Origin of the sequence: Nocardiopsis sp. TSRI0078 (genome assembly GCF_001905145.1) — a bacterium.
Taxonomy (GTDB): domain Bacteria; phylum Actinomycetota; class Actinomycetes; order Streptosporangiales; family Streptosporangiaceae; genus Nocardiopsis.
Genome location: NZ_LWLB01000033.1, coordinates 312,834 through 338,095, shown reverse-complemented (window position 1 = coordinate 338,095; position 25,262 = coordinate 312,834). Strand labels below are relative to the sequence as shown.

Below are 25,262 nucleotides of genomic sequence, written 5' to 3'. Positions count from 1 at the left end.
GTAGCAGTATGGTTACTGTAAGTGTGCAAGGATCTGGTCATGACCTCGTCCACCGCACACAAGATCCTCGCCCCCCTGGCCGCCACCGCGGTCGCCCTGGGGGGCCTCGCCCTCGCCGACAAGCTCCCCGCGGCGGCCTCCGCCGTCACCCAGGCCGTACACACGGAGTACGCTCCCGGGGCGACGGCCGACCAGGAGCGCGAAGAGCTGTCGCACGTGGAGGGGGTCTCCCACCAGGCGGCCGCCGTGACCGGTGCCGAGAGCCAGGCCGTCCTGGACTACTGGACCGCCGAGCGCATGGCCGCCGCCAAGCCCATCACCAGCATGCTTGAGGGGGCCCTCCCCCTGACCGGTGACGACGCGGTCCCCGGAGGCGGAGTCGAGCACCAGGCCTCGCCGCGCTCCGACAGCGGGGGCGAGCGCTGGCCCGCGGACGGCCTGGTCACCAGGACCACGGGCAAGGTCTACCTGACCATGGACGGGCGCGACTTCACCTGTTCGGCGTCGGTCGTGGACGCCGCGAACAAGAGCACCCTGGTCACCGCCGGGCACTGCGCCAAGGACGGCAGGGGCTCCTGGGCGCGCAACTGGACCTTCGTGCCCGCCTACTCGGCCGGGGACGACCCGTACGGCAGGTTCACCGCCCGCGACATGCTGGTGGCACCCCAGTGGTCGCGCCAGGCCGACGACAGCTACGACTTCGCCATGGTGGTGGTCAACACCGACGGGGGCACGCCCGTACAGGACAGGGTCGGCTCCCAGCGGATCGCCTTCGACTCCTGGACCGAGGACCGGGTGCGCGAAGGGGTGCAGGTGTACGCGTTCGGGTACCCGGCGTCGTCGCCGTACAGGGGCAGGTACCTGCACTACTGCTCGGGCCGTACCAAGCCCGACACCGGCGGCACCACCGCCAACGGGGTGCGCTGCGCCATGACGCAGGGATCCAGCGGCGGCCCCTGGTTCACCGGCTTCGACCCCCGGACCGGCCGGGGGACGATCTCCTCGGTGGTCAGCTTCAAGTACGCCGACGACCGCCACACCCAGTACGGCCCCCGACTCGGCGAGCAGGCGCGCAAGCTGTACGACCGCGCGGCCCGGCTGTAGGAGCCCGGCTCCTCTCCCGCCGCCCGCGCGGTGCGACGGCGGTGCCCCGGAGCGGGCACCGCCGTCGCCGCTTCTAGAGGTCGATGCCGGTGAGCACCATGACCCGCTCGTAGCTCAGGTCGGTCATGGCGGCGCGCACGCCCTCCTTGCCCACGCCCGACCCCTTGACGCCGCCGTAGGGCATCTGGTCGGCACGGAAGCTGGGCACGTCGCCGATCACCACGCCGCCGACCTCCAGCTCGCGGTGGGCGCGGAACGCGGTGGGCAGGTCGCGGGTGAACACGCCCGCCTGGAGGCCGAAGTCGCTGTCGTTGACCGCGGCGAAGGCGGCGTCGACGCCGGCCGCGCGCTGGAGGACCAGCACCGGGCCGAAGACCTCCTCGCGCACCACCCTGGCGTCGGCGGGAGCGTCCGCGAGCACGGTCGGCGCCACCGTGACGCCGTCGCGGGTGCCGCCGGTCAGGAGCTCGGCCCCGGCGGTGACGGCCTCGTCGATCCATGCGGCCACACGCTCGGCGGCGGCCTCGTCCACGAGCGGGCCCACGTCGGTGGCCGGGTCCGCGGGGTCGCCCGTGCCGAGGGCCTCCACCTGCTCCACCAGGCGCCGTACGAACTCGTCGTAGACGGAGTCCTCGACGATGACGCGCTGCACGCCGATGCACACCTGTCCCGCCTGGTTGTTGCCGAACAGCGCCACGCGCCGGGCCGCCCAGTCCAGGTCGGCGTCGGAGAGCACCACGGCCGCGGCGTTGCCGCCCAGCTCCAGGGTGACGTGCTTGCGCGGGGCCAGCTCGGGCAGCTTCCAGCCGAACGGGCCGCCGGTGAAGGAGATGACGGGCAGGCGCTCGTCGGTGATCAGCGGGGCGGCGCGGTCGTTGGGCATGGGCAGCACCGAGAGCATGCCGCCGGGCAGGTCCGTCTCGGCGACGATCTCGCCCAGGATCAGGGCGGTCATCGGGGTGGCGGGCGCGGGCTTGAGGATGACGGGGGCGCCGACGGCGATGGCCGGGGCCACCTTGTGGGCGACCAGGTTGAGGGGGAAGTTGAACGGGGAGATGCCCAGGACCGGCCCCTTGGGGACGCGCCGGACCACGGCCATGCGCCCGGCGCCGCCGGGGTCGGTGTCCAGGCGCTGGAGCTCCCCGCTGTCGCGGCGGGCCTCCTCGGCCGCCCAGCGGAACACGGACACGGCGCGCCCCGCCTCGGCGCGGGCCCACTTGATCGGCTTGCCGCTCTCGGCGGTGATGGTGCGGGCGATCTCCTCGGTGCGCTCACCGATACGCCGCGAGATGTGGCTGAGGGCGTCGGCCCGCACGTGGGCGGGCAGGGCGGCGGCCTCGTCGGCGACCGAGTGCGCGGCGGCCACGGCCTCCTCGATCTGCTCGACGGCGGGGACGGAGACCGTGCCCGCGTCCTCGCCGGTGTAGGGGTTGACGACGGTGATCTCGGTGTCGCCGGTCGCGGCGGTGCCGGCCAGCCAGAACGGACGCGTAGACATGACCGTGACGCTAGTGCCCCGTTCCGCCCGGACACCTTGTCCATGTTCGCCAACCCGAGCTCGGGAGTTGGCCACAGTGGAGCAACCACCACCGGGAACTCCCTCCGGTGGAACGTCAACCCCTCCCGCACCACGGTTCTCTCCCGCCACATGGTTGACGGGTACGGCGCGACCGGAGAAGGAGTACGTTGAGTACCACCAATGCCGGGCCTGATCCGCGGCCACGCCCTTCCTCCACGGAACCGACCGCCCGGCCGGGGATCTTCGGCCGACCGACTGGCGTCGGCGGGCTCCTTCGTTCAGAGTGGTCAGGAGGGCTCTGCCAGTCTGTTCGGCCGGACCCTCGGGTCCACCGCCGCCGCCGGGAGCCCGGGAGTGCTCATTGCCGCTTGTCTACCGCACACTCGTCGCAGTCCCGGAACACGACGGCGACCTGGTCGCCGCCACCTCCACGGTCCTGTCCCGGTGGCTGAGCAAGCGCGGGAACTCGGGTGCGCGGGTGGACTTCGCGGTATCAGGCCGCTTCGAGCTGAGCAACCGCTCCCGCGCACTGGTCGTCCGGCACGACAACCCCGACGAGGGGTTGTCCTTCCTGCGGCTGACCACGGAGTCCGACAAGACCGACGGGACATGGCGGACCGTCGCCACCGCGGTCGTGGACCCCGCGCTGTCCCCCTGGCAGTACGTGTGGATCGACATGACCGTGGACCCGGCCGCCTCCGTCCGGCTCGGCGCCGAGTCGCCGCGGTTGGACGTCATGCCGCCCGAGGCGGCCCGCATGCTCCTGGACGCCGTGAACGGCCACGACGGCGACCACCCGCTGCCGCCCGCGCCCAGGATCGTGCGCGGGCGCGACGACGCCCTCGTCGACACGCTCGTGGCCACGATCCGCGATCCCCGGCGGCGGATGGCGGTGGTGGCCACCGGCGCCCCCAAGGACGTCACCGTCGCCGACTGGCGCAGCGCCATGGCCGGCGCCCTGTCCCGGTGCACCGGTATGTGCGCCGGATACGTGCTCGACGCCGCCGCCCAGGAGCGCGTCGGCGCCCTCCTGCCCCGGATCCTGGACGTGCCCTCCGGCGGGGTGCGCACGTTCTTACCCCGCGTGGACCTGGTCGACGAGGAGGACGCGGCGCGCCACCCCCGGATGAGCCCCGCCACGCTCGACACCGCCCGCGACGGCGGGCGCATCCGCAACTGGGTGGGCTCCGCCCTGTCGCGGCGGGTACGCGACAACGCCCTGGAGGTGTGCCTGCCCGAACCGCTCCAGGCGGTGGACGCCCTCCTGGACGAGGAGACCGACGACGTGCGCCGGGCCCCGGCGTGCAACGGCACGGCAGCCCGGCCCCGGGGCGCGGCCGCCGCCCACCGCGCGGCGCAGGGGCCCTCCGACACCGTCTCCGCGCAGGAGCGCGAGGCGCTGGAGCAGCAGACCCAGCGGCTGCGTGAGGAGGTCACCCGGCTCGGCACGCGGATCAGCGAGCTCTCCGAGGAGCGCCAGGAGCTCCTGGCCGAGACCGCCGACCTGGGCGAGGAGCTCGGCACCGCGCGGGAGCGGTTGCGCGCCGCCCGCTACGAGGTCCGCTGGCTGCGCGAGCAGGCGCGCGAGGCCGGGCTGTTCCGGCTGGCCGCCGCGCCCGCGCCCCGCGACCCGCAGCAGCGGCCGCCGGCGAGCGTGAGCGAACTCCTGGAGCGGATCACCGACAACTCCGTACTGCCGCACCTGTACTTCACCATCGAGGACCAGACGGTGTACGAGCTGTCCGACAGCCGCAAGGAGTCCCTGTGGGTCACCCGCGCCTGGGAGGCGCTGCTGGCCCTGAACGACTACGCCCGCTACCAGTTCGACAACCCCGGCAGCGGCCTGGGCTTCCACTCCTACCTGCGGGAGACGCCCGACGGGTACCAGGTCATCCCCGTCAAACGGCTGGCCTCCCAGGAGTCGGACTACGTGCGCAACCGGGGCAAGCTCAACGACAAGCGCCTCTTCCGGGTCCCCGAGGAGGTCGAGCCCAGCGGACGCGTGCCCATGTACGCGCACATCAAGCTCGACATCGAGTACGGGATCTGCCCGAGGCTGTACTTCTACCCCCACCTGGGGCCGGGCACCACCAACCGCGTGTACGTCGGCTACCTGGGCCGCCACCTGCCCGTACAGCAGTCGAACTGACTCCGCGTACCCTGGGCGCCGTGACGGGAACGACTACTCAGGCACCGACCGCCCTCGCCGAGGAACTGTGGCGCGAGCGCGCCGACCGGCACGGGCGCCGCGTGGACGCGCTGGTCGCCGACCACCTGCGGCGCCGCCGGGAGGGTGTGCGCCACCCGGTGGAGGACTTCCTGTTCACCTACTACAACCTCAAGCCCGCCCAGCTGCGGCGCTGGCACCCGGGTGCGGGGACGGTGCTGCTGGGCGGGGGCGCCCGCTCCCGCCTGGACGAGCGGTTCTACACGGAGCTGCCCGGCGGAGCGGTGGGCCTGGACACCGGGGCGTTCCTGGCGGCCCGGCCGGTGCTGGACTTCGTGGAGCGGCTGCTGTCGTCGGTCGCCTCGCGCCCCGCCCACCTGGGCTGCTTCGGGCTGCACGAGTGGGCGATGGTGTACCGGACCGAGGAGGTCCGGCACGGACAGGTACCGCTGCGGCTGGGACGCGAGGGCACCGACCGGGTGGTGGAGTCGCACCGGATCCGCTGCTCGCACTTCGACGCGTTCCGGTTCTTCACCGAGCCCGCGCGCCCGCGCAACACCCTGCAGCCCACCCGGGAGCGGCAGGCCGAACTGGACCAGCCGGGGTGCCTGCACGCCAACATGGACCTGTACAAGTGGGCGTACAAGCTCACCCCCGCGGTCCCCTCGGAACTGGTGGTGGACTGCTTCGAGCTCTCACGGGAGATCCGGACGCTGGACATGCGCGCCTCCCCCTACGACCTGACGGAGTGGGGGTACGAGCCGGTACGGATCGAGACCGCCGAGGGCAAGGCCGCGTACATGGAGGCGCAGCAGGGCTTCGCCGAGCGCGGCGCGGTGCTGCGTGAGCGCCTGCTCGACGTGTGCCGGGCCCTGCGCGCCGCCTGAGCGGGTTCACCCGCCTCCCGGGCCGCCCTCCGGCGGCTGGGGATCGAGGCCGCAGGAGGGGCTGCCCACGGGCAGGCGGTGGCGGTTGGCGGACACCCAGCGGTAGGCGGCCCGGTTGAACACGCGCAGCAGCGGAAAGCGCGCCAGGCGGCCGAGCGGCCGGGTGAGGGGCCGCCCGTGGAGCAGGAGTTCGGCGACGGCGTCGCCGCCCGAGAAGCGGCGCCCGTCCGCGTACACGTACCAGGCGCTGGCGTCGGTCTGCTCCGGGGTCAGGCCCGCCGAGTCGAGGTCGAAGTCCTGCCAGGCCACGAAGCGGCTGCGCACGCGCAGCCGGTCGCGGGCGAAGACGACCGAACGCCTGCAGAAACCGCAGTCCCGGTCGTACAGGAACGCCCCGGCGCCGGGGACGGTGTCCAGCGAAGGCTTCATACCACCATCGTGCCCGGTGCCGGTCGGTCTCTCCCGGCCCCGCCCGCTGTTTCTCCGGTCCGCCGGGGACGAAAGGAGCCCCGCCCGTCCCCACCTGCTGCTCCGTGTGCCGGCGTGGGCAACGGCACAACCGTCGCCGCGCGGACCCCGACAACGCCGAAGGGGGTGGCCGCGACGGCGGCCACCCCCTCAGGACTCCTGGCTGCTACTCCTGCGCGCCGGCGTTCTTACGCTTGCGGGTGAAGTAGACGGCCGCGCCACCACCGGCGACGGCGACGGCTCCGGCGGCCACCAGGGCGGTCAGGGCCGAGCCGGTCACGGGGAGGCTGGGAGCGGCCTCCTCGTCCTCGTCGGCCGGAGCCTTCTCCTCGTCGGCCTCCGGAACCTCGGGGTCGGTCGCCGGCTCGGTCCCGCCGTCGGTCTCCTCGGGAACGGTCGGGTCGGCGGGGTCGGCCGGGTCGGTCGGCTCGGGGGTCTCGCCCGGGGTCTCCTCCTCGCCCGGAGGCGTGGAGGGCTCCTCGCCGGGGGTCTCCTCGGGAGCGGGGGTGGGCTCCGGGTTCTCCGGCTCCTCCTCGCACTCGACCTTGAAGACCTTGTGCTTGGCCTTGCCGTTCTGGCCCTCGAAGGTCCAGTAGAGCTTGTAGTGGCCGTTGGGGAGTTCGAGGACCTCGGTGGTGCCCGCGCCCTCGCCGTCCAGGGTGATGGCACCCTCCAGCACGGGCTCCTTCGACCAGCCGCCCTTCTCCTTCTTGGCCTTGATCTCCCAGGAGACCTCCTGGAGACCGTCGAAGTGGTCGGCGGTGATCTCGAAGTCGCAGACCTTGGGCTCGTTGCGGTTGTCGTCCTCGGAGGTCGACGGGTCGTGGATCTTGACGGTTCCGTTGTCGCCGGGAGCACCGGGGTTGGGACTCGCGAAGGCCGCGGAGGTACCGCCGAGGACGGTGCCCGCGACGAGGGCGGCACCGAGCAGGAGACGGGCACCGAGCGCGCCCGTACCAGGGTTGGGGGACAAGGGGACTCCTGTTGGTAGAGATGCCCGCGTGAACACAGCGGGCTCACGTTACAGAGCGAGTCAAACCTATCTTCCTTCCCCGCCCCTCGCATCACTACACGCATCACAGATCACCAAAGAAACGCCGTCTCCCGACCGCGTCCGCCGCCCTCCTCCCCGCCAGGTCAGGCCGCGACTGCCGCGCTCCACACCATCAGGGAGCCGAGGGTCAGGGAGAACACCACCGACAGGACGAACACCGACACGTGCGTCCGGCGCCACTCCCCGCCCTCGGCCGGGGCCCCGCGGAGGTACAGCACGCCGACGGCGATCCCGGCGGCCACCAGGCCCGCGCCCAGCGCCCACAGGATCATCGGCACGGCCGGCCAGTCGCCCCAGCGCCGGTCCGCGGCCAGCCAGGCGGTGGACCCCAGGGACAGGCACACGGCCCGCAGCCGTCCCAGCAGTCGCTGGGCGATCAGGGCACGTCGGCGCAGCATGAGGGAGATCAGCAGCATGGACGGAAGGCACCACCATCGGAAGAGTCGTCACAGGTCGGACGCGTCCATCGGGAACGGGGTTCCGGGCGGGGCCCGGAAGCGGGGGTCGGGCGGGATCCGTGTTCCCAGACTGCCGCGAACGGTACTCCGGCGGAAGTCGTCGCTGTCACCTGCGGACCGTGAGGATTCGTCGGCTTCGGGATGACACCTGTCATGGTCGCCGTCCGCACGCTGCGCCGACGCCCGGGCGGGGTCCTCGTCCGGTCCGCACGTCCACCGGCGACGGCGGTGGCCGCCCCTTCCGGACGGGGCGGAGCACCTCCTGTCCCCGGCCGTGGATAAGGTTCCGACCGCGAGGATCCGTTGCACCGTGACCACGAAAGGGCAGTGATGGCCTCCCCCGACCCCCGGCTGATCACCAGTATGGCCTCCGCCGTGGCGGCGGCCCCCGACGACCCGGTCCTGCGGCTGCACCTGGGTGAGCTGCTGCTGGACTCCGGGGACTCCCAGGCCGCCATCCCCCACCTGGCCACGGCCCTGCGGCAGGACCCCGGATCGGAACCGGCCCAGGAGCTGATGGCGCGTGCCCTGAGCTCCGGTCCGCGACCCGCCCCCGCGGCCGCCTCCGGCCCCTCCGGATCCCAGCCCTCTCCCGAGGCCGCGCCCGCGCCGCCTCCCCCGTCCACCGCGCGGACCCCCACGGACCCCCCTCCAGCACCTCCCGCCGAAGGCCGCGACCGCCACGGGGCCTCCCAGGACGACGGGGCTCCCCTGCGCCCCGACGACTACGAGTTCACCTCCTCGCGCGTCACCCTCGCCGACGTCGCGGGCATGCAGGCCGTCAAGGACCGCCTGGAGGCGGCGTTCCTGGCGCCCATGCGCAACGCCGAGCTGCGCAGGGCCTTCGGCAAGAGCCTGCGCGGCGGCCTGCTGCTGTACGGGCCGCCCGGCTGCGGCAAGACCTTCCTCGCCCGGGGCGTCGCCGGCGAGATGGGCGCGGACTTCCTCACCGTCTCCCTCGCCGACGTCCTGGACCGGTACATCGGCAACAGTGAGCGCAACATCCAGTCGCTGTTCCAGCGCGCCCGCGAGTACAGCCCGTGCGTCGTCTTCCTGGACGAGCTCGACGCCATCGGCGGGCGCCGCAACAAGGTCGGCCCCTACCTGCGCAACGTCGTCACCCAGCTGCTCACGGAGCTGGACTCGGTCGCCGAGGACAACGAGGGCGTGTTCCTGCTGGCCGCCACCAACCACCCCTGGGACATCGACCCGGCCCTGCGCCGGCCGGGCCGCCTCGACCGCATGCTGTTCGTACCGCCGCCGGACGAGCCCGCCCGCGCCGCCATCCTCGCCTCGGGCCTTCGGGACCGCCCCGCCGAGGGGCTGAACGTCACCACGCTGGCCCGGCGCACCGAGGGGCTGTCCGGGGCCGACCTGTCCCACCTGTGCGAGAGCGCCGCCGAACGCGCGCTGCTGGACTCCTCCCGGCTGGGCCGGGTCCGCCCCATCGACATGTCCGACTTCGAGCACGCCCTGGCGGAGGTGCGCGCCTCGACCGGCGACTGGTTCGAGGGCGCCCGCGCAGCCGTGGCCTTCGCCAACAAGGACGGCAGCTACCAGGAGCTGGCCGAGTACCTGCGCGGACGCGGCGGGTTCCGACGGTGACCGAAGGGGCCGCCGAGCCACTGCAGCGGGCCTACATGCTGGTTCGGGCCGGGCGGTACGAGCAGGCGCTGGCCGAGGTCGACCCCTTCCTCGGGAGGAACCCCGACGCCTCGGCCGGATGGCGGATCAAGGCCGCCTGCCACCTGGGTCTGCTCCAGTCCTCGGACGCCTACGAGGCCGCCGGCCGGTGCCTGCGGACCGATCCCGACGACCCCACGGCCCTCAACGTGCTGGGGCAGTCCCTGCTGCTGGACGGACGCGCCTACGAGGCCCTCCGGGTCTTCAACGACCTGGTGGCCAGGGACCCCGAGGAGAGCCACAACCACCTGTTGGCGGCCAGGGCCCTGACCCGCATGCACCTGTCCATGGGCGTGCGCGACCCCCGGTCGCTCGACACCATCCACGAGGCGCTGACGCGCGCGGGCACACTCGACCCGGACAGTGCCTCCACCCACGGCCACGCGGGGGACATGTACCGACGGCTGGGCCTGCTCGCGCACGCGGAGACCGCCTACCGGCGGGCGCTGGAGCTGGATCCGCAGTACGAGGACGCGGTGTCGGGCCTGGGCGCGGTCGACGCGCTGCGGGGCAGGCCGCGCGGCGCGGCTGACCACAGCGCCCTGCTGATGTCGCTCAACCCGCGTGCCGGGAGAGCCGCGAGGACCCTGTACGTGGGCATCGCCAACGCCGGCCTGCGGGTGAACCGCTCCTCCGCCGTCGCCGCGCCGTTCGCCCTGCTGATGGGGGCGCTCACGACGTTCGACGACCCCGGCCTGCTCCTCCTCACGGTCGTGGTGACCCTGGGGGTGACCGCCCCTTCCGTGTGGCACCTGGCCGGGGTCATCGGCATCCCCGCGAACGTGCGGCGCTACCTGCGCGGCTTCGAGGGGTTCACGGGCTGGATGGTGGGGCTGGTGCTCATGCCCGTCTCGCTCCTCGTCCTGGGGCTGGTGCCCGACCCCTGGGGGCTGTACGGGCTCGCCCTGATCCTGGCCGCCTACCTGTGGCAGCGCTACGGCCGGCGCCTGATGTGGGCCGACATCCTGGACGTGGAGGCCGCCAACGAGCGGGCCGCCGCCCGGTGACCCGCCCCGCGCGGCGGGGCGGTCGTCCCGGCACGCGGTGACCCGCCCCGCCGGGCCGGCTCAGTCGGCGCCGTGCACGATGCGCCCGGCCGCCTCCTCGTTGGGGCGGATCTGCCCGGAGAGGATCTGCTCGGCGTAGTGGCAGGCCACGCGGTGGGTACCGCCCTCCGCGGCGCCCTCCACCGGGCGCAGTTCGGGCCGCTCGGTGTCGCACCGCTCCTCCTGCCGCCACGGGCAGCGGGTGTGGAACCGGCACCCCGTCGGCGGGTCGGCGGGCGAGGGCAGGTCCCCGGCGAGCAGGATGCGCTCGCGGGAGTCCTCCACCTGCGGGTCCGGGACGGGCACCGCCGACATCAGCGACCGCGTGTACGGGTGCATCGGCGTCTCGTACAGCTCGTCGCCGGAGGCCTCCTCCACCAGCCCGCCCAGGTACATCACCCCGACCACGTCGCTGACATGGCGGACCACCGCCAGGTCGTGCGCGATCACCAGGTAGGTCAGCCCCAGCTCCCGCTGCAGCTCCTCCAGCAGGTTGAGCACCTGGGCCTGGATCGACACGTCCAGCGCCGACACCGGCTCGTCGCAGATGATCAGGTCGGGCTCCAGCACCAGGGCGCGGGCGATGCCGATGCGCTGGCGCTGCCCTCCGGAGAACTCGTGCGGGTAGCGGGTGAGAGCCTTCGCCGACAGGCCCACCCTCTCCAGGGCGTCGACCACGCGCCTGCGCTGGTCCTCCAGCACCAGGGCGCGCCGCCGCCTCCCCTCCGGCGGGCCCTCCCCCTCGGCGGGTCCGCCGATCCCGTGGGTCTGCAGCCCCTCCAGGAGGATGGAACCGACGTCCTGCCGGGGGTTGAGGCTGCCCAGCGGGTCCTGGAACACCATCTGCAGGTTCTTGCGCTCGCGGCGCATCGACTCGCTGTCCAGCCCGGCCAGGTCCCGGCCGTCGAAGAGCACCTCGCCCCCGGTGATGTCCACCAGCCGCAGCACGGCCCGGCCCAGGGTGGTCTTGCCGCACCCGGACTCTCCGACCAGGCCGTAGGTCTGGCCCCTCCGGATCTGCAGGCTCACGCCGTCGACCGCGCGCACGTGGCCGATGGTGCGGTCGAAGAGCACCCCCCGCTTGATGGGGAAGTGCACCTTGAGGTCGTTGATCCGCAGCAGGCTCATCCCTGCGCCTCCTCGTCTTCGCCGGCCGCGGCCGGGCCCTCCGGCGCGGACCGGTCCGCCGTGTCCGTACCGCGGAGGGGGTTCACGCACCGGTGCACGTGTTCGGCGACGGGTTCCCCGCCGGAACCGCCGTCCGGTCCGCGGGTCCGCGTCCCGGCGGCGGCGCCCGCCGCCACCAGCTCGGGCGGCCCCTGCAGGCACTCCATCGTGTAGTGGTCGCAGCGGGGGGCGAACGCGCACCCCTGCGTCCAGGCGATGTTGTCGTTGATCGATCCCCGGATGGGGGTGAGCGGCTCGCCGCGCGGTGCGTCCAACCGGGGGATGGAGCCCAGCAGGCCGACCGTGTAGGGGTGGGTGGGGCCGGCGAAGAGCGGCGCGCGGGGCGCCTTCTCCACCGCACGGCCCGCGTACAGGACGTTGATGTCGTCGCACAGCCCGGCGACCACGCCCAGGTCGTGGGTGATCATCAGCAGGGCGGTGCCCTCCTCGGTGACCAGGTCCCTGAGCAGTTCCAGGATCTGCGCCTGGATGGTGACGTCCAGGGCGGTGGTGGGCTCGTCGGCGATCATCACCCGGGGACGGCAGGCCACCGCCATGGCGATGAGTGCGCGCTGGCGCATGCCTCCCGACAGCTGGTGCGGGTACTCGCGCAGACGCCGCCCCGGGTCGGGGATGCCCACCCGGTGCAGCAGTTCGGCGGCCTCCTTCTCGGCGGCCGGTCCGCGCATGCCCCGGTGCCTGCGCAGGATCTCGGTGACCTGGCGGCCGATGGGCACCACGGGGTTGAGGGAGCTGAGCGGATCCTGGAAGATCATCGCCATCTGCGAGCCGCGCAGGTCGCGCATGCGCCGCTGCGGCAGCCTCAGGAGGTCGGCCGGGCCCTCGGGCAGCCGCATGACGGCGCTGCCGCCGACCTCCACCCCCCGGTCGGGGAGCAGGCCCATGAGGGCGAGCGAGGTGACGCTCTTACCGCAGCCGGACTCGCCGACCAGGCCGGTCACCCGTCCCTCCTCCAGGGTGAAGGACACCCCGTCCACGGCCCGCACCTCGTCGGAGCCGCGTCCGCGGAACACCACGGACAGCCCGTCCACCGCCAGGAGCGGCGTGCTGGAACTCATGGTCACTTCCTCAGCTTGGGGTCGAGCGCTTCCCGCATCGCCTCACCCAGCAGGGTGAAGCCCAGGGCGGTGACGATGATGGCCAGTGCCGGGTACACGGCCAGCTGCGGTGCGCTGGACAGGAACCGCTGGGCGTCGGCGAGCATCGTGCCCCACTCGGGGAAGGACGGGTCCGGGTTGCCCAGACCCAGGTAGGACAGGGCCGCCGCGTCGATGATGGCGGTGGCCAGGGTGAGCGTGGACTGCACGATCACCGGGCCGAGCGAGTTCGGCAGGATGTGCGTGAGCGCGATCCTGTGCTTGCGCACGCCCAGCGCGCGGGCGGCCAGCACGTAGTCGCGGCTGCCCTGGGAGAGCATCGCGCCCCGCAGCAGGCGCGCGAAGATCGGGACCTGGGCGACACCGACCGCGATCATGACCGTGGTGAGGCTGGAGCCGACGAGGGCGGCGATGGTGACCGCGAGCAGCAGGGTGGGCAGCGCCAGCATCATGTCGATGACGCGCATGACGAGGTTGTCGACCTGGCGTCCCCACCGCCCGCCCAGGACCGACGCGGCGCCCGCGGCACCGCCGAGCAGCGCGCCGACTCCGAAGCCGACCAGCGTGGCGACCACGCCGACCAGGAGGGTCTGCCGGGCTCCGATCACCATGCGGGAGAACTGGTCGCGGCCGAGGTTGTCCAGGCCGAGCCAGTTCTCGGCGCGCGGGCCGACGAACACGTTGCGGTTGGGGAAGACCTCCGCGCCCCAGGCCTGGGACGTGGGGCTGTAGGGGGCGATGAGCGGGGCGAACAGCGCCACGACCAGGAACACCACGACGATGACGGCCCCGCTGATGGCCATGGGGCTGCGGCGCATGCGGGCGAACGCGGTCCGCCAGACCCCGGCGCCGTGGTCGCTCTCCTCCTGGCGGCCCATGAGCTCGGCCAGACGGTCGATCCTGGCCGCCCTGCGTCCGAGGAGGGGCGCGTGCCCGTCCCGGGCGTCCGTGTTCTCCGGGGTGTCCGTGTGCTCCGGGCCGTTCCCGGGCTCGGACCGGTTCTGGGAGCTCGGTGTCGTCGGCATCACTGGGCCCGCACTCTCGGGTCGAGGAGGCTGTAGGAGATGTCCACCAGAAGGTTGATGAGCACGTACATGGTGGCGATGAGCAGGATGAACCCGGTGAGCACCGGGTAGTCGCGCCCCTGCGTGGCGGCGTAGACGAAGGAGCCGATGCCGGGGAAGGCGAAGACGCTCTCGGTGAGCACCGCCCCGGCGAACAGGCTTCCGGTGAGCAGGCCGACGGCGGTCACCACGGGGAGCATGGCGTTGCGCATCACGTGGCGGGTGCGCACGGTGTTGCGGTGCAGCCCCTTGGCGTTGGCGGTGCGCACGTAGTCCTCGCCGAGCACCTCCAGGACGCTGGCGCGGGTCATGCGGACGATCACGGCGAGCGGGATCGAGGCCAGGGCGAGCCCGGGCAGCGCCAGGTGGAGCAGGGCGTCCCACACCACGTCGAACTCCCCGGTCCTGAGGCCGTCCAGGACGACGAAGCCGGTGAGGTCGGTGCGGCTCATGCCGGGCGAGAGCCGAAAGGCCGAGGGGAACAGGCCGAGGCGCTCGGCGAAGACCACCTTCAGGATGAAGGCGAGGAAGAACACCGGCGTGCAGATGCCCAGCAGCGAACCGCCGACGGCGGCGAAGTCCAGCACGGTCCCCCGCCTGCGCGCGGCGAGATAGCCGAGGGGGACGCCCACGGAGACCGCGATCAGCATCGCGGTGACGCCCAGTTCGAACGTGGCCGGAAAGCGTGTGAAGAACTCCTCGGTGACCGGCCGCCCGGTACCGAGCGAGGTACCGAGGTCGCCTTGGACGATACGGCGCAGGAAGGCCAGGTACTGGACCGTGATCGGCTCGTCCAGGCCCAGGGACCGCCGCAGCGCGGCGCGCTGTTCGGCCGTCGCGTCGTCGGGGAGGAGGGCGTACTCCGGTCCGCCCGGCAGCCGTTGCAGCCAGACGAACAGCAGGATCGACAGGCCGCCCAGTGTCGGGATCAGCTGGAGGAGACGCCTGACGATGAATCGCAGCACCTTCGCCGCCTTTCGCCAGTGGTGGAAACGATGGACGCGAAGCGTCCCCGCCGGGGTGGGGCGGGGAGTTCGGGGGTGCGGGGGTCCGCCCCCGGGCAGTGCACGGGCCCGACCGGCCGTGTCGGGCCGGTCGGGCCCTCCCTCTCCCCGTCCGGGGAGCGGGTCAGGCTACTTCCAGGAGGCCTCGGCGAAGTTCTCCTGGGTCAGCGGGCTGACGTTGGGCGGGTTGACGTTCTCGGCGAAGGCGATGGACGGCGGGGAGCTGGAGATGGGCAGCCCCGGCAGGATGTCCATGATCTGCTCGTTCAGGTCCTGGTAGGCGGCGACTCGCTCCTCGTCGTTCGGGTTGCTGCTCGCCTCCTCCATGGCCGCGAACAGGTCCTCGTCACGGAAGCCGAACTCGCTGTTGTAGCCGGAGAACCAGGTGCCGATGAAGTTGTAGGCGTCGTTGTAGTCGCCGGTCCAGCCGAGCAGGTACAGCGGGCACTCGCCGGAGTTGGTCTTGGGGATGTACTCGGTCCACTCGTAGGTGACCGGCTCCACGGTGACGCCGACCGCCTCCAGGTCCGAGGCGATGACGTCGAAGATGTCGCGCGGCGCGGGCATGTAGGGGCGGGTGACGTCGGTCGGGTAGCAGAACTCCAGGGTCAGGTCCTCCTGCCCGGCGTCGGCCAGCATCTCCTCGGCCCGTTCGGGGTCGTACTCGTAGGTCTGCACGTCCGGGGACCAGCCGTCGAGGGTGTCGGGGTGGAACTGCGTCGCGACCTCACCGCCCTCGGGGAGGATCGTGTCGACGATGCGCTGGCGGTCCACGGCGTGCGCGAGGGCCTGGCGCACCTCCAGGTCGGCGAGGGCCTCGTCGGCCTCCTGCTGGTAGGCCATGTACAGGACGTTGAACACGTCGCGGGTGGGCACCTGGAAGTCGGCCTCGGTCAGGGGTTCCACGTCGGCGGGCGCGACCAGGTCGTAGCCGTGGATGTCACCGGCCTCCAGCGCCTGGCGGCGGGCGGTCTCGTCGGGGATGGCGCGCAGGATCATCGTCTCGAAGCCCGCGGAGTCGCCCCAGTAGTCGTCGAAGCGCTTGAGGGTCACCTCGGCCTGGTCGTGGTCCCACTCCTCGACGGTGAACGGACCGGTGCCCGCGACCGTCCCGGCCGTCTGGCTGTACTCGGGCAGGGTGTAGTTGCCCTCCTCGCCGGTGATCTCCTGGTCGGCGACGGCCTCCAGGGTGCTGGGGCTCATGATGCCGAACGCGGCGAGGCTGAAACCACCCGGGAAGACCGAGGAGTACTCGTCGATCGTGATGACCGCGGTCAGTTCCTCCGGGGCCTCGCAGGAGACGAACCGGGGCTCGGGGATGTCCTCGCTCTCGTTCTCCGCGAAACCGCCGAAGATCGACTGCCAGTAATAGGAGTTGTTCGAGCTCTGGTAACCGCCCGAGAGGTTGTACCACCGTTCGAAGTTGGCGCAGACCGCCTCGGCGTCGAGTTCGTCGCCGTCGTGGAACAGCACGCCCTCACGCAGTTCGAAGGTCCATTCGGTGCCGTCCTCGGACTGCTCCCACTCCTCGGCCAGTCCGCCGACGATCTCGCTTCCGCCCGACTCGTGCTCCAGGAGGGTCTCGAAGACCTGCCGGCTGTAGCGGAAGGTCTCCCCGTCGCTGGTGAGGAAGGGGTCGAGGGTCTTGATGTCGCCTGCGGAGGCGAAGACGAACGGCTCCGACTCGTCGGTGCCGCCGTCGTCTCGGGTGCTCTCCGCGCACGCCGTGGCCACCAGCGTGAGCGCCGCCGCGGTGGCCAGGAGGGCCAGCGGCTTTCGGGAAGACTTCGCGAACATGGTCCACCTCAATGTGGGGGCGTGGGCCCTGGAACGATTGAGTGGACCCTAGACCGCGTCGCGAGCGACTGTGAAGGTAGACGGCTGGGTATTAATACAACCGTTTCACATCTGTGCCGTGATCCATAGGCACATTTTCGCTTACGACATGTCGAACGGATCGCTCTACCACGGAAACCTCTCGGGCAACACCCCCGTTGTTTTGTGCGCGGTACTCCCGCGCAATGGAGCACAAATTATCCCGTCATGGGATGAATAAATGTTTCCGACCCGGTGTCCGTTTACGGTTTCCGGGCTCCGATGTCGTCGGCGGGCCCCGCCCGTCCTATGATCTGCGGATGACCACACCCCTTGACGACGCGGCGCTGACCGCGTTCCTCGAAGGCCAGGAGTCCACCTGGCTGGCCGAACAGCTCATGCTGGTCGCCGACGAGGACCCCATCACCCGGATCCGGCTGACCGCCGCGGCCGGATCCGAGAGCGCCGTGGACGGGGCGCGCACCGTCGTCCTCGCCGGCGTGGCCGACCATGTGCCGGGGGAGACCGCCGGGGACTCCGGTGACGACGCCCTGCACCGGCTCCTGGACCTGCTGGACGACCTCGCCGACTACGGGTTCGAGGACGAGTCGGCCGACATCGCCGACGAGGCGCGCGAGATCTACCTCGGGCGCCACGGGGAGGACGGCGGCGAGTGCCTGGCACGGCTGCACGCCATCGCCGACGGCGAGGAGGACGAGGACGACGACCGGTAGCCGGGCCGGGAGCGGCGCCGACGCGGCCCTACAGGCCGCACCAGCGGCGGACCTCGGTACTCCACAGCGCGATGTTCACGACGATGGCGGCGGCCGCCACGAGGGCTCCGGCCAGCAGCAGCGGGGTGTCCGCCAGCCGCGCGGCCATGTACAGCGCGGACAGGGCGACGCCCAGCGCGGCCACGGCCACGACCTGGGCGGTGCGCCACAGGACGTGGCCGCCGCGGCGCACCGGCAGGGCCAGGAGCGCCGGGGCGAGGCCCGCCAGGGCGGCGCAGACCATCAGGGTGTCCAGGTCGTCCGCGAAGCTCTCGGGCAGGCCGGAGCCCGCCCGCTCCCAGGCCAGGTAGGCGAGCAGCCCGTAGGCGGGCAGCACGGCGAGCATCAGGACACAGGTCTGCCGGACGTCCAGCGGGGGGCGCACGCCGGGTCGGCGCACCGCCACGAGGCCCATGGCCAGGGACGGGGCCGAGCGGAGGAACCGGAGGGCGGCCGTCGCTATGGTCCCCGCGGCGGCCTTCACGGCGGTCGTCGCCGCGGCCGCCGTGGAGGACGTCACGGAACGCGCCGCGGAGGGCGTTTCGGAGGACGCTCGCGAGGACTCTTCGACGGGCGCCTCGGAGGAGGCCTCCGAAGACCCCTCGGCGGACGCGGCGGAGGTCTCCTCGGGGGACGCCACGGGGGACGAAACGGAATCTTGCATGACGAACAGGGTCGCGTGCCGAGCGCGCCCGTGCAAGGTTCCTGCGAACCCGCGTGCGAATGGTGATCCGACGGTGACGTGCCCGCCGCCCGCGGGGCCTTCAGTCCCCGGCGGCGGGGGTGCGCACCGATCCCAGCCGCCGCCCCACGTACTCCAGGGCCTGCCCGGTGATCGTCCCGATGTCGTCGCGCACGTCGAACTCCCGGCCCGGTTCGTCGGGGCCGAGCGGTTCGAGGGTCTCGAACTGCGACTCCAGCAGCGCGGGCGGCATGAAGTGGTCTTGGCGCGCCTCGATGCGCTCCCAGATCACCTCGAAGCCGCCGTGCATGTGCAGGAAGTGCACCCCGGGAGCGCCCTGGCGCAGAACGTCCCGGTAGCTGTGCCTGAGGGCGGAGCACGCCATGGCCGTGGACACACCGCGGGCGTCGTGCTCGGCGATCCACCCGGCCAGCTTGCGCAGCCAGGGCCAGCGGTCGTGGTCGGTCAGGGGGACCCCCACCGCCATCTTGTCGATGTTGGTCTGGGGATGGAAGTCGTCGGCCTCGGCGAAGGGGAGTCCGAGCTGCTCGGCCACGCCCTTGGCGACGGTGGTCTTTCCGCTGCCCGAGACGCCCATGAAGACGAAATGCATGGTTTCTCCGTGTCGTGGTGCCCCTGCGCGGCCGCAAGCGCCACCATTAATAGTGATATCAATCAATCCGGCTAGGCTGCAGCCTGACCCCCGGCCGATTGTGGCCGGATCGGGAAGGTCCCGGAGCGCGAGGAGAACGATGGGCACTGACCACCGCACGCTGCACAACCGGGTGCTGGCGGTGCTCGGGCCCGCCATCGCCGCAGACGAGTACGCGACCGGCCACACCTTCACCCTCCAGGGCCTCGAACAGGACTTCGGCGTCTCCCGGACCGTGGCGCGCGAGGCCGTCCGCGTCCTGGAGTCCATGCGGCTGGTGGTCAGCCGCCCCCGCACCGGTATCCGCGTGCGCCCCCGCAGGGACTGGAGCGTCTTCGACCCCCAGCTGATCCGCTGGCGCCTGGCAGGGCCCCGGCGGATGGAGCAGCTGCGCTCCCTCAACGAGCTGCGCGCCGCCGTGGAACCCGGCGCCGCCGCCCTCGCCGCGGAGCGGGGCGGCGCCGAGGAGCGGGCCCAGCTGGTGGTGGTCGCCGAGCAGATGGTCCGCACCGGCCGCGCCGGTGATCTGGAGACCTTCCTTGAGCTGGACATCACCTTCCATCGCCGCATCCTGGAGCTGTCCGAAAACGAGATGTTCGTCGGCCTGGCCCAGGTGGTGTCGGAGGTCCTGGTCGGACGCACCTCCTACCACCTGATGCCGAGCAGCCCGCGCCCCGAGGCGCTCCGGCTGCACAAGGCCGTGGCCCAGGCCATCCGGGACGGCCTCCCCGACGTCGCCGAGGCAGCGATGCGCTCCATCGTCACCGAGGTGGCCGTCGCCCTGGAGGAGCCGGACGGCGACCGGAGTGCGCGGACCGCGCTCTGAAGGGGCGGGCGGGGCCACCGCCCGCCCCCGCGTCACAGCACCAGGCTGAGGCCGAACGCGAGCCCGAACCCGATGAAGCCGATCAGGGTCTCCATGACGGTCCAGGTCTTGAGTGTGGTCTTGACGTCCATACCCAGGAAACGGCCGACCAGCCAGAACCCGGAGTCGTTGACGTGCGACAGGGCGGTGGCGCCGGAGGCGATCGCGATGACGACCAGGGCCAGGTCGATCGCGGACAGGCCCGAGGAGGCCTGCACGGCCGGGGCGATGAGTCCGGCCGCCGTGGTGAGGGCGACGGTCGCCGACCCCTGGGCCACACGCAGCGCGAGCGCGATGACGAAGGCGGCCACGATCACCGGCAGGCCGGTGGACTCCAGGGTGGCGGCGAGGGCGCCGCCGATACCGCTGGCCTGCAGCACACCGCCGAACATGCCGCCCGCGCCGGTGATGAGGATGATCGCGCAGACCGGGCCGAGCGCACCGCCGACGATCTCCTCCACCCGCTGGCGGGTGAAGCGGCCGCTGCTGAGCACGACCATCGCGAAGAGCACGGTGATGAGCAGTGCGATCGGGGTCTGGCCGATCAGCTGGAGGCTCTGCACCCACAGGGCGCCCTCGGGAAGGGTGCCGACGGAGACCAGGGTGCTCACGCCGGTGTTGGCGAAGATCAGCAGCATCGGCAGCAGGAGGATGGCCAGGACGGTACCCAGGCTCGGGGGGTTCTCGTGCTTGACGGTGCCGTCGGACATGATGTCCTCGGGAACCGGGAGCTCCCACTTGCGGCCCGACCACAGGCCGAACAGGTAGCTGGCCAGGTACCAGGTGGGGATGGCCAGGAGGAGGCCGACGAGCAGGGTCAGGCCCATGTCGGCGCCGATCTCGACGGCGGCGGTGACCGGCCCGGGGTGCGGGGGCACGAAGGCGTGCATGACCGCGAAGGCGCCCGCCGTGGGCAGGGCGTACATGAGCACGGAACCGCCGACGCGGCGGGCCACGCTGAAGACGATCGGCAGCATGACGATGAGGCCGGCGTCGAAGAAGATCGGGAAGCCGAAGAGCAGCGAGGCCACGCCTAGTGCCAGGGGCGCCCGCCTCTCGCCGAAGGCCCTGATCAGCACACCGGCGAGGACGGCGGCGCCGCCGGTGATCTCCAGCAGGCGACCGATCATCACACCGAGGCCCACGAGCAGGGCGACGCTGGCCAGGGTCCCGCCGAAGCCGTCCAGGAGGGTGGGCACCACCCCGGACACGGGGATACCGGCCGCGAGTGCGGTCAGGACGCTGACCAGGATGAGCGCGACGAACGCGTGCAGTCTGAGGCGGATGATCAGGAACAGCAGGAGGGCGATGGCGCCCGCAGCGATTCCGAGGAGGGGGCCCGTTCCGTAGACGGGTTCGAAGTTCTCCACGCCGGAGCCTTCCGTCGGTGTGCGGTGGTGCGGGGTCGCGCCGGAGCGCGAGCCCGACCTGCTCTGGGGGCAGGCTCCGAGAATGGTAATACCATTTGTGAGCTTCTGTGAACGTCGCCGTTCCGTTCTGTTACGCCCGCGAGACCTGGGTCACTGGGAGACCCGGATTCCGGGCGGCTTCCGGGACGAGGTGATGTGCGCCACGGTCGGCCGCGTTCCGGGGCGTCAGTACGCGAGCGCGGCGGCCACCGCCCGTCCCACCTCCTCGGACGTGAGATAGGGGGAGGCGTCGTGGGCCCTGGGACCGTTGCCCACCGGCAGGTCCACCACGTCGCCGAACAGCGGGGCGAGCTCCTTGGCCAGGGCGACGACGTCGCGCCGGTCGGCGACGTTGGTCCACACCCGCACCATCGGCGGGCGTACCCCCCGCCCCGCCTCCGGCAGACGGCATCCAGGCGACCAGGCCGCGCAGGTGTCCAGGACGAGCAGCAGCCGCCGCAGCCGCCCCTCGCACAGGATCCGGACCAGGTCCTCGGTGGCCGGGGCGGTCGCCGCCGGGGTCTCCTCCCGGGTGTCCCAGCAGCAGAGGTGGTGCCGGTCCCGGTCGGGCGCGTGTCCGTGTCCCGCGAAATACAGGACGACGACATCCTCTTCGCCCGGTTCGACATCGGCCATCCAGCGCCGGACCTTCTCACGGATATCGTTGGCGCTCCCGTAGTCGCCGATCCCTTCCAGAACGGGCGCGTAACCGAAACCCGTGAACAGGTTCCGGACAGTGCGCACATCGTCTCCCACGCCGGGCAGCTGCTCCTCCCGGGACAGGTGCTGGCACCTGGAAACACCGATGGCAAGGAAGATGCGGCGGCCGGTTTCACTCGGCAAGGGGGCAACCTCTCGGTTTTCTTCACGAGAGGTTATGCGCTCGCAGAAGGCCCGAAAAAGCACGACGGGCACTACCTGATCCATTATGCCTGTGTGCGCTCCGGCGCCCCAGGCCTTTGGTGCAGCGCATATGCCCGAATGGGTCCCATAAGACACATTGGGCACCTTCGCGGTCCATTCCCCTTCCGCATTGACAGTACGCTGTCATTTTGACAGCATGCTGCCATGAACGCAGACACCAGGAAGACCGTCCACCTCGCCGTCTACGACCAGCTCGCCGACTGGGAGATCGGGCACGCCGTCGCCACCGTCCGCAACGGCGACTGGCAGCGCGACCCCGGCCGCTACGACGTGGTGACCGTCGGCCTCACCGGTGCCCCCGTCACGACCGCCGGGGGGCTGACCATCCTGCCGGACATCACCCTCCCCCAGCTCAAGCCCTCCTCCAGCGCGATGCTGATCCTGCCCGGCGCCGACGGCTGGGACACCGACCCCGAGTCCCTCTCCCCCTTCGCCTCGGCCGCGGGGATCTGGCTCGACGCCGGAGTGCCGGTCGCCGCCATCTGCGGCGCCACCGCCGGGCTCGCCCGCGAGGGCCTGCTCGACTACCGCGACCACACCAGCGCCGCACCCGAGTACCTGCTGTCCACCGGTTACGCCGGCACCGGCCGCTACCGCTCCGCCCTCGCGGTCACCGACGACGGGCTCATCACCGCCGGGCCCACCGCCCCCCTGGAGTTCGCCCGGGAGATCTTCGCGGCCCTGGACCTCTACACGCCCCGCGTCCTCGACGCCTGGTACCGGCTGCACGCCGAGCACGACCCGGGCGCCTACCACGTTCTGCTGGAGGGGGCCTGAGGATGGCGCAGTCCGAGGAGAGTCACTCCGAGCTGCTCACCGGGGCCGCGCTCACCGTCTTCCGCCTCAACGGCCAATTCCTCTCCGTGGCCGAGGACCTGGCCCGCACCGCCGGTCTGACGGCCGCGCGCTGGCAGGTGCTCGGCGCGGTGACCGACGAGCCCCTGCCGGTGTCGGCGGTCGCGCGCCGCTTCGGCACCACCCGGCAGAGCGTGCAGCGCATCGCCGACCTGCTGGTGGAGCAGGGGCTGGCCGAGTACCACCCCAACCCCGCGCACAGCCGGGCCAAGCTGCTCGCGCCCACCGGGCGGGGCCTGGCGGCCCTGCGCCGGATCGATCCCGACCACAGCCGGGTGGCCGAGGCCCTGGTGGCCGAGCTCGGGGAGAAGGACACCGCACGCGCACTGGACACGCTGCGCCGGCTCTCGCGCGCCCTGGACCGGATCGGAGGCGGGTGAGTCGCGGGCAGTATCGTCGGTGGTGTGCTCCGTCTCCGCGGCCCCGCCCTTTCCGAGGCCGGCCGGGCACACGTCCCACGAGGAGGAAGCCGCCATGATCGACCTGCGCTCCGACACCGTCACCCGCCCCACCCCGGCCATGCGCAGGGCCATGGCCGAGGCCGAGGTCGGCGACGACGTCTGGGGTGAGGACCCGACCGTGCGTGAGCTGGAGGAGGAGACCGCCGGGCTGCTGGGCAAGGAGGCCGCGCTGTACGTGCCCTCCGGGCACATGGCCAACCAGCTGGGCCTGTACGTGTCCACCCGCAGCGGCGAGGAGGTGTGGGCGCACGAGCACCACCACCTCATCGGGGACGAGCAGGGCGCCACTGCGGTGCTGTCGCGGGCGCTGCCGCGCCTGTACTCGGACGGGACCGCCCCGCCCGAGGAGCTGCTGGAGTCGTGGATCGCGGGCCGGGGCGACATCCACCGGGCCGAGCCCGCCCTGGTGTGGCTGGAGAACACCTTCACCGGCCGGGTGGTGCCCCTGGCCGAGCAGCGGCGCGTGACCGGCTTCGCCCACCGGCACGGGCTGCGCGCCCACCTGGACGGGGCACGGCTGTGGAACGCGGCCGCCGCCCTCGGGGCGGAGCCCTCCGAGGTCGCCGACGGGTTCGACACCGTGTCGGTGTGCTTCTCCAAGGGTCTGGGCGCCCCCGTGGGCTCGGCGCTGGCGGGGGACGCCGACACGGTGCTGCGGGCCCGGCGCGGGCGCAAGATGCTCGGCGCGGGAATGCGCCAGGCCGGCATCATCGCCGCCGGGGCCCTGTACGCGCTGCGCCACCACCGGGAGCGGATGGTGCAGGACCACGAGCGCGCCGCCGAGCTGGCCCGGTTGGTCACCGAGCTGTCGGGACTGGACGCACGGGCGCGGACCAACATGGTGCTGGTGCAGGCGCCGGCCGGGCAGGGGGCCCGCTACGCCGAGGCCTTCGCGCGGCACGGGGTCGCGGGGCTGGGGATCGGCGACGCGGTCCGCCTGGTGGTGCACCTGGAGACCACCGACCGCGACGTCGAGGAAGCCGCCCGGAAGGTGGCCAAGGCCGCCGTGGAACTGTGACCCCCACGGCCGCGCAGGTCAGCGCGGTGGCCGACGGCTAGACTGCGCCGACCGCCCGCGCCGCCGCCGACCGGGACATGCCGCGCGTCACATCGCGTAGTAGCATGCGCGTATGACATTGTCGTACTAGAGAGTGGTAGCACCGCAATGCCGGGAAGAATCCAGTCGATCGAACGCGCGGCGTCCATCCTGCGGATCCTGGCCACCGGCGCCCGGGGGCTGAGCCTGGCGGAGATCTCCCGGTCCCTGGAACTGCCCAAGGGCACCGCCCTCGGTATCCTGCGCACCCTCCAGCACGTCGGCTTCGTCGAGCAGGACCCCGAGTCGGGGCACTACCGCCTGGGTGGGGGCATGCTCAGCCTCGGCACCCGCTACCTGGACGGCAACGAGCTGCGCACGCGCGCCCTGAACTGGGCGGACAGCCTGGCCTCGCGCAGCGGCGAGAGCGTGCGGATCGGCACGCTGCACAAGCACCAGGTACTCGTGGTGCACCACGTGTTCCGCCCGGACGCCTCCCAGCAGACCCTCGACGTGGGCGCCCTCCTGCCCCTGCACGCCACGGCCATCGGCAAGGTGCTCATGGCCTTCGACCCCCTGGCCGCCCCGGAGGAGGACCCGGCCGCCGCCGAGGCCGGCGGGGCCGCGTTCCTGACCTCCTTCACCCGGCACACCGTCACCTCCCCCGCCGCGCTGGAGCGGCAGCTGGACGAGGTGCGGGACAACGGCTGGGCCTGGGAGGCCGAGGAACTCGTGGACGGCGAGGTGTCCGTCGCCGCGCCCATCCGGGACCGGCGCGGCACCACGGTCGGCGCCATCGGGATCCGCGGCGCGGTCGAGCGCCTGCGCGAGGACGGGGGCAAGCCCGACATGGAGCAGGTCTCCTACGTGCGCGACGCCGCCCGCGCCATCTCCCGTGAGCTCGGCGCCACGCCGTACTGAGGCCCCCGCCCCCTTCGCCGCGCCACTCCAGCGCGGCGGCTTCCGCACACTCCCCCTTCCCTGGCACCGTTGCCCGACGGACGACGTGACGCACGCGACACGATTGGGTCACACGGCCTTGACATGGGAA

Annotated in this window: 24 protein-coding genes; 11 read left to right on the top strand and 13 right to left on the bottom strand. The window is 72.3% G+C overall.

Features of this window, described 5'->3' with window-relative positions; all coding sequences use genetic code 11:
• Nucleotides 1–39: 39 nt before the first annotated feature.
• Nucleotides 40–1,104, top strand: coding sequence for a serine protease (locus A6A08_RS20695; RefSeq protein ID WP_073704397.1), 1,065 nt, complete (start codon nucleotides 40–42; stop codon nucleotides 1,102–1,104).
• A gap of 73 nt (nucleotides 1,105–1,177) precedes the next feature.
• On the opposite strand, the gene A6A08_RS20690 is transcribed toward A6A08_RS20695, so the two are convergent.
• Nucleotides 1,178–2,602 (bottom strand): aldehyde dehydrogenase family protein, encoded by a 1,425-nt coding sequence (locus A6A08_RS20690; RefSeq protein ID WP_073704279.1) that lies wholly within the window; start codon nucleotides 2,600–2,602, stop codon nucleotides 1,178–1,180.
• A gap of 382 nt (nucleotides 2,603–2,984) precedes the next feature.
• Between A6A08_RS20690 and A6A08_RS20685 the strand changes: the two genes are divergently transcribed.
• Nucleotides 2,985–4,772, top strand: coding sequence for a hypothetical protein (locus A6A08_RS20685; RefSeq protein WP_073704278.1), 1,788 nt, complete (start codon nucleotides 2,985–2,987; stop codon nucleotides 4,770–4,772).
• A gap of 20 nt (nucleotides 4,773–4,792) precedes the next feature.
• Nucleotides 4,793–5,677 carry a 3-methyladenine DNA glycosylase gene (locus A6A08_RS20680; protein WP_073704277.1) on the top strand — a complete coding sequence of 295 codons (885 nt, stop codon included), beginning with the start codon at nucleotides 4,793–4,795 and terminating at the stop codon, nucleotides 5,675–5,677.
• A gap of 6 nt (nucleotides 5,678–5,683) precedes the next feature.
• On the opposite strand, the gene A6A08_RS20675 is transcribed toward A6A08_RS20680, so the two are convergent.
• The 3 genes from A6A08_RS20675 to A6A08_RS20665 form a co-directional block, all read right to left on the bottom strand.
• Nucleotides 5,684–6,106 carry a thiol-disulfide oxidoreductase DCC family protein gene (locus A6A08_RS20675; protein ID WP_073704276.1) on the bottom strand — a complete coding sequence of 141 codons (423 nt, stop codon included), beginning with the start codon at nucleotides 6,104–6,106 and terminating at the stop codon, nucleotides 5,684–5,686.
• 205 nt (nucleotides 6,107–6,311) lie between these two features.
• Nucleotides 6,312–7,118 carry an LPXTG cell wall anchor domain-containing protein gene (locus A6A08_RS20670; RefSeq protein ID WP_073704275.1) on the bottom strand — a complete coding sequence of 269 codons (807 nt, stop codon included), beginning with the start codon at nucleotides 7,116–7,118 and terminating at the stop codon, nucleotides 6,312–6,314.
• Between the two features lie 164 nt (nucleotides 7,119–7,282).
• A complete protein-coding gene (locus A6A08_RS20665; RefSeq protein ID WP_073704274.1) occupies nucleotides 7,283–7,615 on the bottom strand; it encodes a hypothetical protein in 333 nt (110 codons plus the stop codon).
• Nucleotides 7,616–7,987: 372 nt separating this feature from the next.
• Here A6A08_RS20665 and A6A08_RS20660 point away from each other — a divergent pair, with 372 nt between their 5' ends.
• Nucleotides 7,988–9,262 (top strand): 26S protease regulatory subunit, encoded by a 1,275-nt coding sequence (locus A6A08_RS20660; RefSeq protein WP_073704273.1) that lies wholly within the window; start codon nucleotides 7,988–7,990, stop codon nucleotides 9,260–9,262.
• A 35-nt stretch (nucleotides 9,263–9,297) separates the two neighbouring features.
• Nucleotides 9,298–10,347, top strand: a complete 1,050-nt coding sequence (locus A6A08_RS20655) for a tetratricopeptide repeat protein (protein ID WP_143181814.1) — start codon at nucleotides 9,298–9,300, stop codon at nucleotides 10,345–10,347.
• 60 nt (nucleotides 10,348–10,407) lie between these two features.
• On the opposite strand, the gene A6A08_RS20650 is transcribed toward A6A08_RS20655, so the two are convergent.
• The 5 genes from A6A08_RS20650 to A6A08_RS20630 all read right to left on the bottom strand — a co-directional run bounded on the left by A6A08_RS20650 (nucleotide 10,408) and on the right by A6A08_RS20630 (nucleotide 16,536).
• On the bottom strand, nucleotides 10,408–11,514 hold the full coding sequence (locus A6A08_RS20650; RefSeq protein WP_073704271.1) for an ABC transporter ATP-binding protein: 1,107 nt from the start codon (nucleotides 11,512–11,514) through the stop codon (nucleotides 10,408–10,410).
• Nucleotides 11,511–12,632 carry an ABC transporter ATP-binding protein gene (locus A6A08_RS20645; RefSeq protein ID WP_073704270.1) on the bottom strand — a complete coding sequence of 374 codons (1,122 nt, stop codon included), beginning with the start codon at nucleotides 12,630–12,632 and terminating at the stop codon, nucleotides 11,511–11,513. Before A6A08_RS20645 ends, A6A08_RS20650 begins: the two co-directional genes overlap by 4 nt.
• A gap of 2 nt (nucleotides 12,633–12,634) precedes the next feature.
• Entirely contained in the window at nucleotides 12,635–13,696 is a 1,062-nt protein-coding gene (locus tag A6A08_RS20640; protein ID WP_073704396.1) for an ABC transporter permease, read from the bottom strand.
• Nucleotides 13,696–14,700 (bottom strand): ABC transporter permease, encoded by a 1,005-nt coding sequence (locus A6A08_RS20635; protein WP_073704269.1) that lies wholly within the window; start codon nucleotides 14,698–14,700, stop codon nucleotides 13,696–13,698. Before A6A08_RS20635 ends, A6A08_RS20640 begins: the two co-directional genes overlap by 1 nt.
• Before the next feature lie 168 nt (nucleotides 14,701–14,868).
• Nucleotides 14,869–16,536, bottom strand: a complete 1,668-nt coding sequence (locus A6A08_RS20630; RefSeq protein WP_073704268.1) for an ABC transporter substrate-binding protein — start codon at nucleotides 16,534–16,536, stop codon at nucleotides 14,869–14,871.
• Nucleotides 16,537–16,874: 338 nt separating this feature from the next.
• Between A6A08_RS20630 and A6A08_RS20625 the strand changes: the two genes are divergently transcribed.
• Nucleotides 16,875–17,288 (top strand): hypothetical protein, encoded by a 414-nt coding sequence (locus A6A08_RS20625; protein WP_073704267.1) that lies wholly within the window; start codon nucleotides 16,875–16,877, stop codon nucleotides 17,286–17,288.
• A 28-nt stretch (nucleotides 17,289–17,316) separates the two neighbouring features.
• On the opposite strand, the gene A6A08_RS28925 is transcribed toward A6A08_RS20625, so the two are convergent.
• The gene (locus A6A08_RS28925; RefSeq protein ID WP_242422746.1) at nucleotides 17,317–17,991 is read right to left on the bottom strand and encodes a hypothetical protein; all 675 of its coding nucleotides are present in this window, start codon (nucleotides 17,989–17,991) and stop codon (nucleotides 17,317–17,319) included.
• Between the two features lie 100 nt (nucleotides 17,992–18,091).
• Nucleotides 18,092–18,622 carry a gluconokinase gene (locus A6A08_RS20615; protein ID WP_073704266.1) on the bottom strand — a complete coding sequence of 177 codons (531 nt, stop codon included), beginning with the start codon at nucleotides 18,620–18,622 and terminating at the stop codon, nucleotides 18,092–18,094.
• Between the two features lie 139 nt (nucleotides 18,623–18,761).
• On the opposite strand from A6A08_RS20615, the gene A6A08_RS20610 reads away from it, so the two are divergent.
• A complete protein-coding gene (locus A6A08_RS20610; RefSeq protein WP_073704265.1) occupies nucleotides 18,762–19,487 on the top strand; it encodes a FadR/GntR family transcriptional regulator in 726 nt (241 codons plus the stop codon).
• A 32-nt stretch (nucleotides 19,488–19,519) separates the two neighbouring features.
• Here the strand turns inward: A6A08_RS20610 and A6A08_RS20605 are convergent, their stop codons facing one another.
• Together A6A08_RS20605 and A6A08_RS28920 are read right to left on the bottom strand one after the other, a co-directional pair.
• Nucleotides 19,520–20,896: a GntP family permease gene (locus A6A08_RS20605; RefSeq protein WP_073704264.1), complete on the bottom strand. Its 1,377-nt coding sequence runs from the start codon at nucleotides 20,894–20,896 to the stop codon at nucleotides 19,520–19,522.
• A 225-nt stretch (nucleotides 20,897–21,121) separates the two neighbouring features.
• Complete coding sequence (locus A6A08_RS28920; RefSeq protein WP_242422745.1) at nucleotides 21,122–21,778, bottom strand: caspase family protein; 657 nt, start codon at nucleotides 21,776–21,778, stop codon at nucleotides 21,122–21,124.
• 225 nt (nucleotides 21,779–22,003) lie between these two features.
• On the opposite strand from A6A08_RS28920, the gene A6A08_RS20590 reads away from it, so the two are divergent.
• The 4 genes from A6A08_RS20590 to A6A08_RS20575 all read left to right on the top strand — a co-directional run bounded on the left by A6A08_RS20590 (nucleotide 22,004) and on the right by A6A08_RS20575 (nucleotide 25,132).
• Nucleotides 22,004–22,636 carry a DJ-1/PfpI family protein gene (locus tag A6A08_RS20590; protein WP_073704263.1) on the top strand — a complete coding sequence of 211 codons (633 nt, stop codon included), beginning with the start codon at nucleotides 22,004–22,006 and terminating at the stop codon, nucleotides 22,634–22,636.
• A 2-nt stretch (nucleotides 22,637–22,638) separates the two neighbouring features.
• Nucleotides 22,639–23,094, top strand: coding sequence for a MarR family winged helix-turn-helix transcriptional regulator (locus tag A6A08_RS20585; RefSeq protein ID WP_073704262.1), 456 nt, complete (start codon nucleotides 22,639–22,641; stop codon nucleotides 23,092–23,094).
• Nucleotides 23,095–23,188: 94 nt separating this feature from the next.
• Entirely contained in the window at nucleotides 23,189–24,193 is a 1,005-nt protein-coding gene (locus tag A6A08_RS20580; RefSeq protein ID WP_073704261.1) for a low specificity L-threonine aldolase, read from the top strand.
• A 147-nt stretch (nucleotides 24,194–24,340) separates the two neighbouring features.
• Complete coding sequence (locus tag A6A08_RS20575; protein WP_073704260.1) at nucleotides 24,341–25,132, top strand: IclR family transcriptional regulator; 792 nt, start codon at nucleotides 24,341–24,343, stop codon at nucleotides 25,130–25,132.
• Nucleotides 25,133–25,262: the final 130 nt, after the last annotated feature.

What these genes read in the sequence shown, in the direction of transcription:
- A6A08_RS20695 (WP_073704397.1), top strand. Translation starts at nt 40, where the DNA reads ATGACCTCGTCCACCGCACACAAGATCCTCGCCCCCCTGGCCGCCACC.
- A6A08_RS20690 (WP_073704279.1), bottom strand. Translation starts at nt 2,602, where the DNA reads ATGTCTACGCGTCCGTTCTGGCTGGCCGGCACCGCCGCGACCGGCGAC.
- A6A08_RS20675 (WP_073704276.1), bottom strand. Translation starts at nt 6,106, where the DNA reads ATGAAGCCTTCGCTGGACACCGTCCCCGGCGCCGGGGCGTTCCTGTAC.
- A6A08_RS20665 (WP_073704274.1), bottom strand. Translation starts at nt 7,615, where the DNA reads ATGCTGCTGATCTCCCTCATGCTGCGCCGACGTGCCCTGATCGCCCAG.
- A6A08_RS20660 (WP_073704273.1), top strand. Translation starts at nt 7,988, where the DNA reads ATGGCCTCCCCCGACCCCCGGCTGATCACCAGTATGGCCTCCGCCGTG.
- A6A08_RS20655 (WP_143181814.1), top strand. Translation starts at nt 9,298, where the DNA reads ATGCTGGTTCGGGCCGGGCGGTACGAGCAGGCGCTGGCCGAGGTCGAC.
- A6A08_RS20650 (WP_073704271.1), bottom strand. Translation starts at nt 11,514, where the DNA reads ATGAGCCTGCTGCGGATCAACGACCTCAAGGTGCACTTCCCCATCAAG.
- A6A08_RS20645 (WP_073704270.1), bottom strand. Translation starts at nt 12,632, where the DNA reads ATGAGTTCCAGCACGCCGCTCCTGGCGGTGGACGGGCTGTCCGTGGTG.
- A6A08_RS20640 (WP_073704396.1), bottom strand. Translation starts at nt 13,696, where the DNA reads ATGCCGACGACACCGAGCTCCCAGAACCGGTCCGAGCCCGGGAACGGC.
- A6A08_RS20630 (WP_073704268.1), bottom strand. Translation starts at nt 16,536, where the DNA reads ATGTTCGCGAAGTCTTCCCGAAAGCCGCTGGCCCTCCTGGCCACCGCG.
- A6A08_RS20625 (WP_073704267.1), top strand. Translation starts at nt 16,875, where the DNA reads ATGACCACACCCCTTGACGACGCGGCGCTGACCGCGTTCCTCGAAGGC.
- A6A08_RS28925 (WP_242422746.1), bottom strand. Translation starts at nt 17,991, where the DNA reads ATGCAAGATTCCGTTTCGTCCCCCGTGGCGTCCCCCGAGGAGACCTCC.
- A6A08_RS20615 (WP_073704266.1), bottom strand. Translation starts at nt 18,622, where the DNA reads ATGCATTTCGTCTTCATGGGCGTCTCGGGCAGCGGAAAGACCACCGTC.
- A6A08_RS20610 (WP_073704265.1), top strand. Translation starts at nt 18,762, where the DNA reads ATGGGCACTGACCACCGCACGCTGCACAACCGGGTGCTGGCGGTGCTC.
- A6A08_RS20590 (WP_073704263.1), top strand. Translation starts at nt 22,004, where the DNA reads ATGAACGCAGACACCAGGAAGACCGTCCACCTCGCCGTCTACGACCAG.
- A6A08_RS20585 (WP_073704262.1), top strand. Translation starts at nt 22,639, where the DNA reads ATGGCGCAGTCCGAGGAGAGTCACTCCGAGCTGCTCACCGGGGCCGCG.
- A6A08_RS20580 (WP_073704261.1), top strand. Translation starts at nt 23,189, where the DNA reads ATGATCGACCTGCGCTCCGACACCGTCACCCGCCCCACCCCGGCCATG.
- A6A08_RS20575 (WP_073704260.1), top strand. Translation starts at nt 24,341, where the DNA reads ATGCCGGGAAGAATCCAGTCGATCGAACGCGCGGCGTCCATCCTGCGG.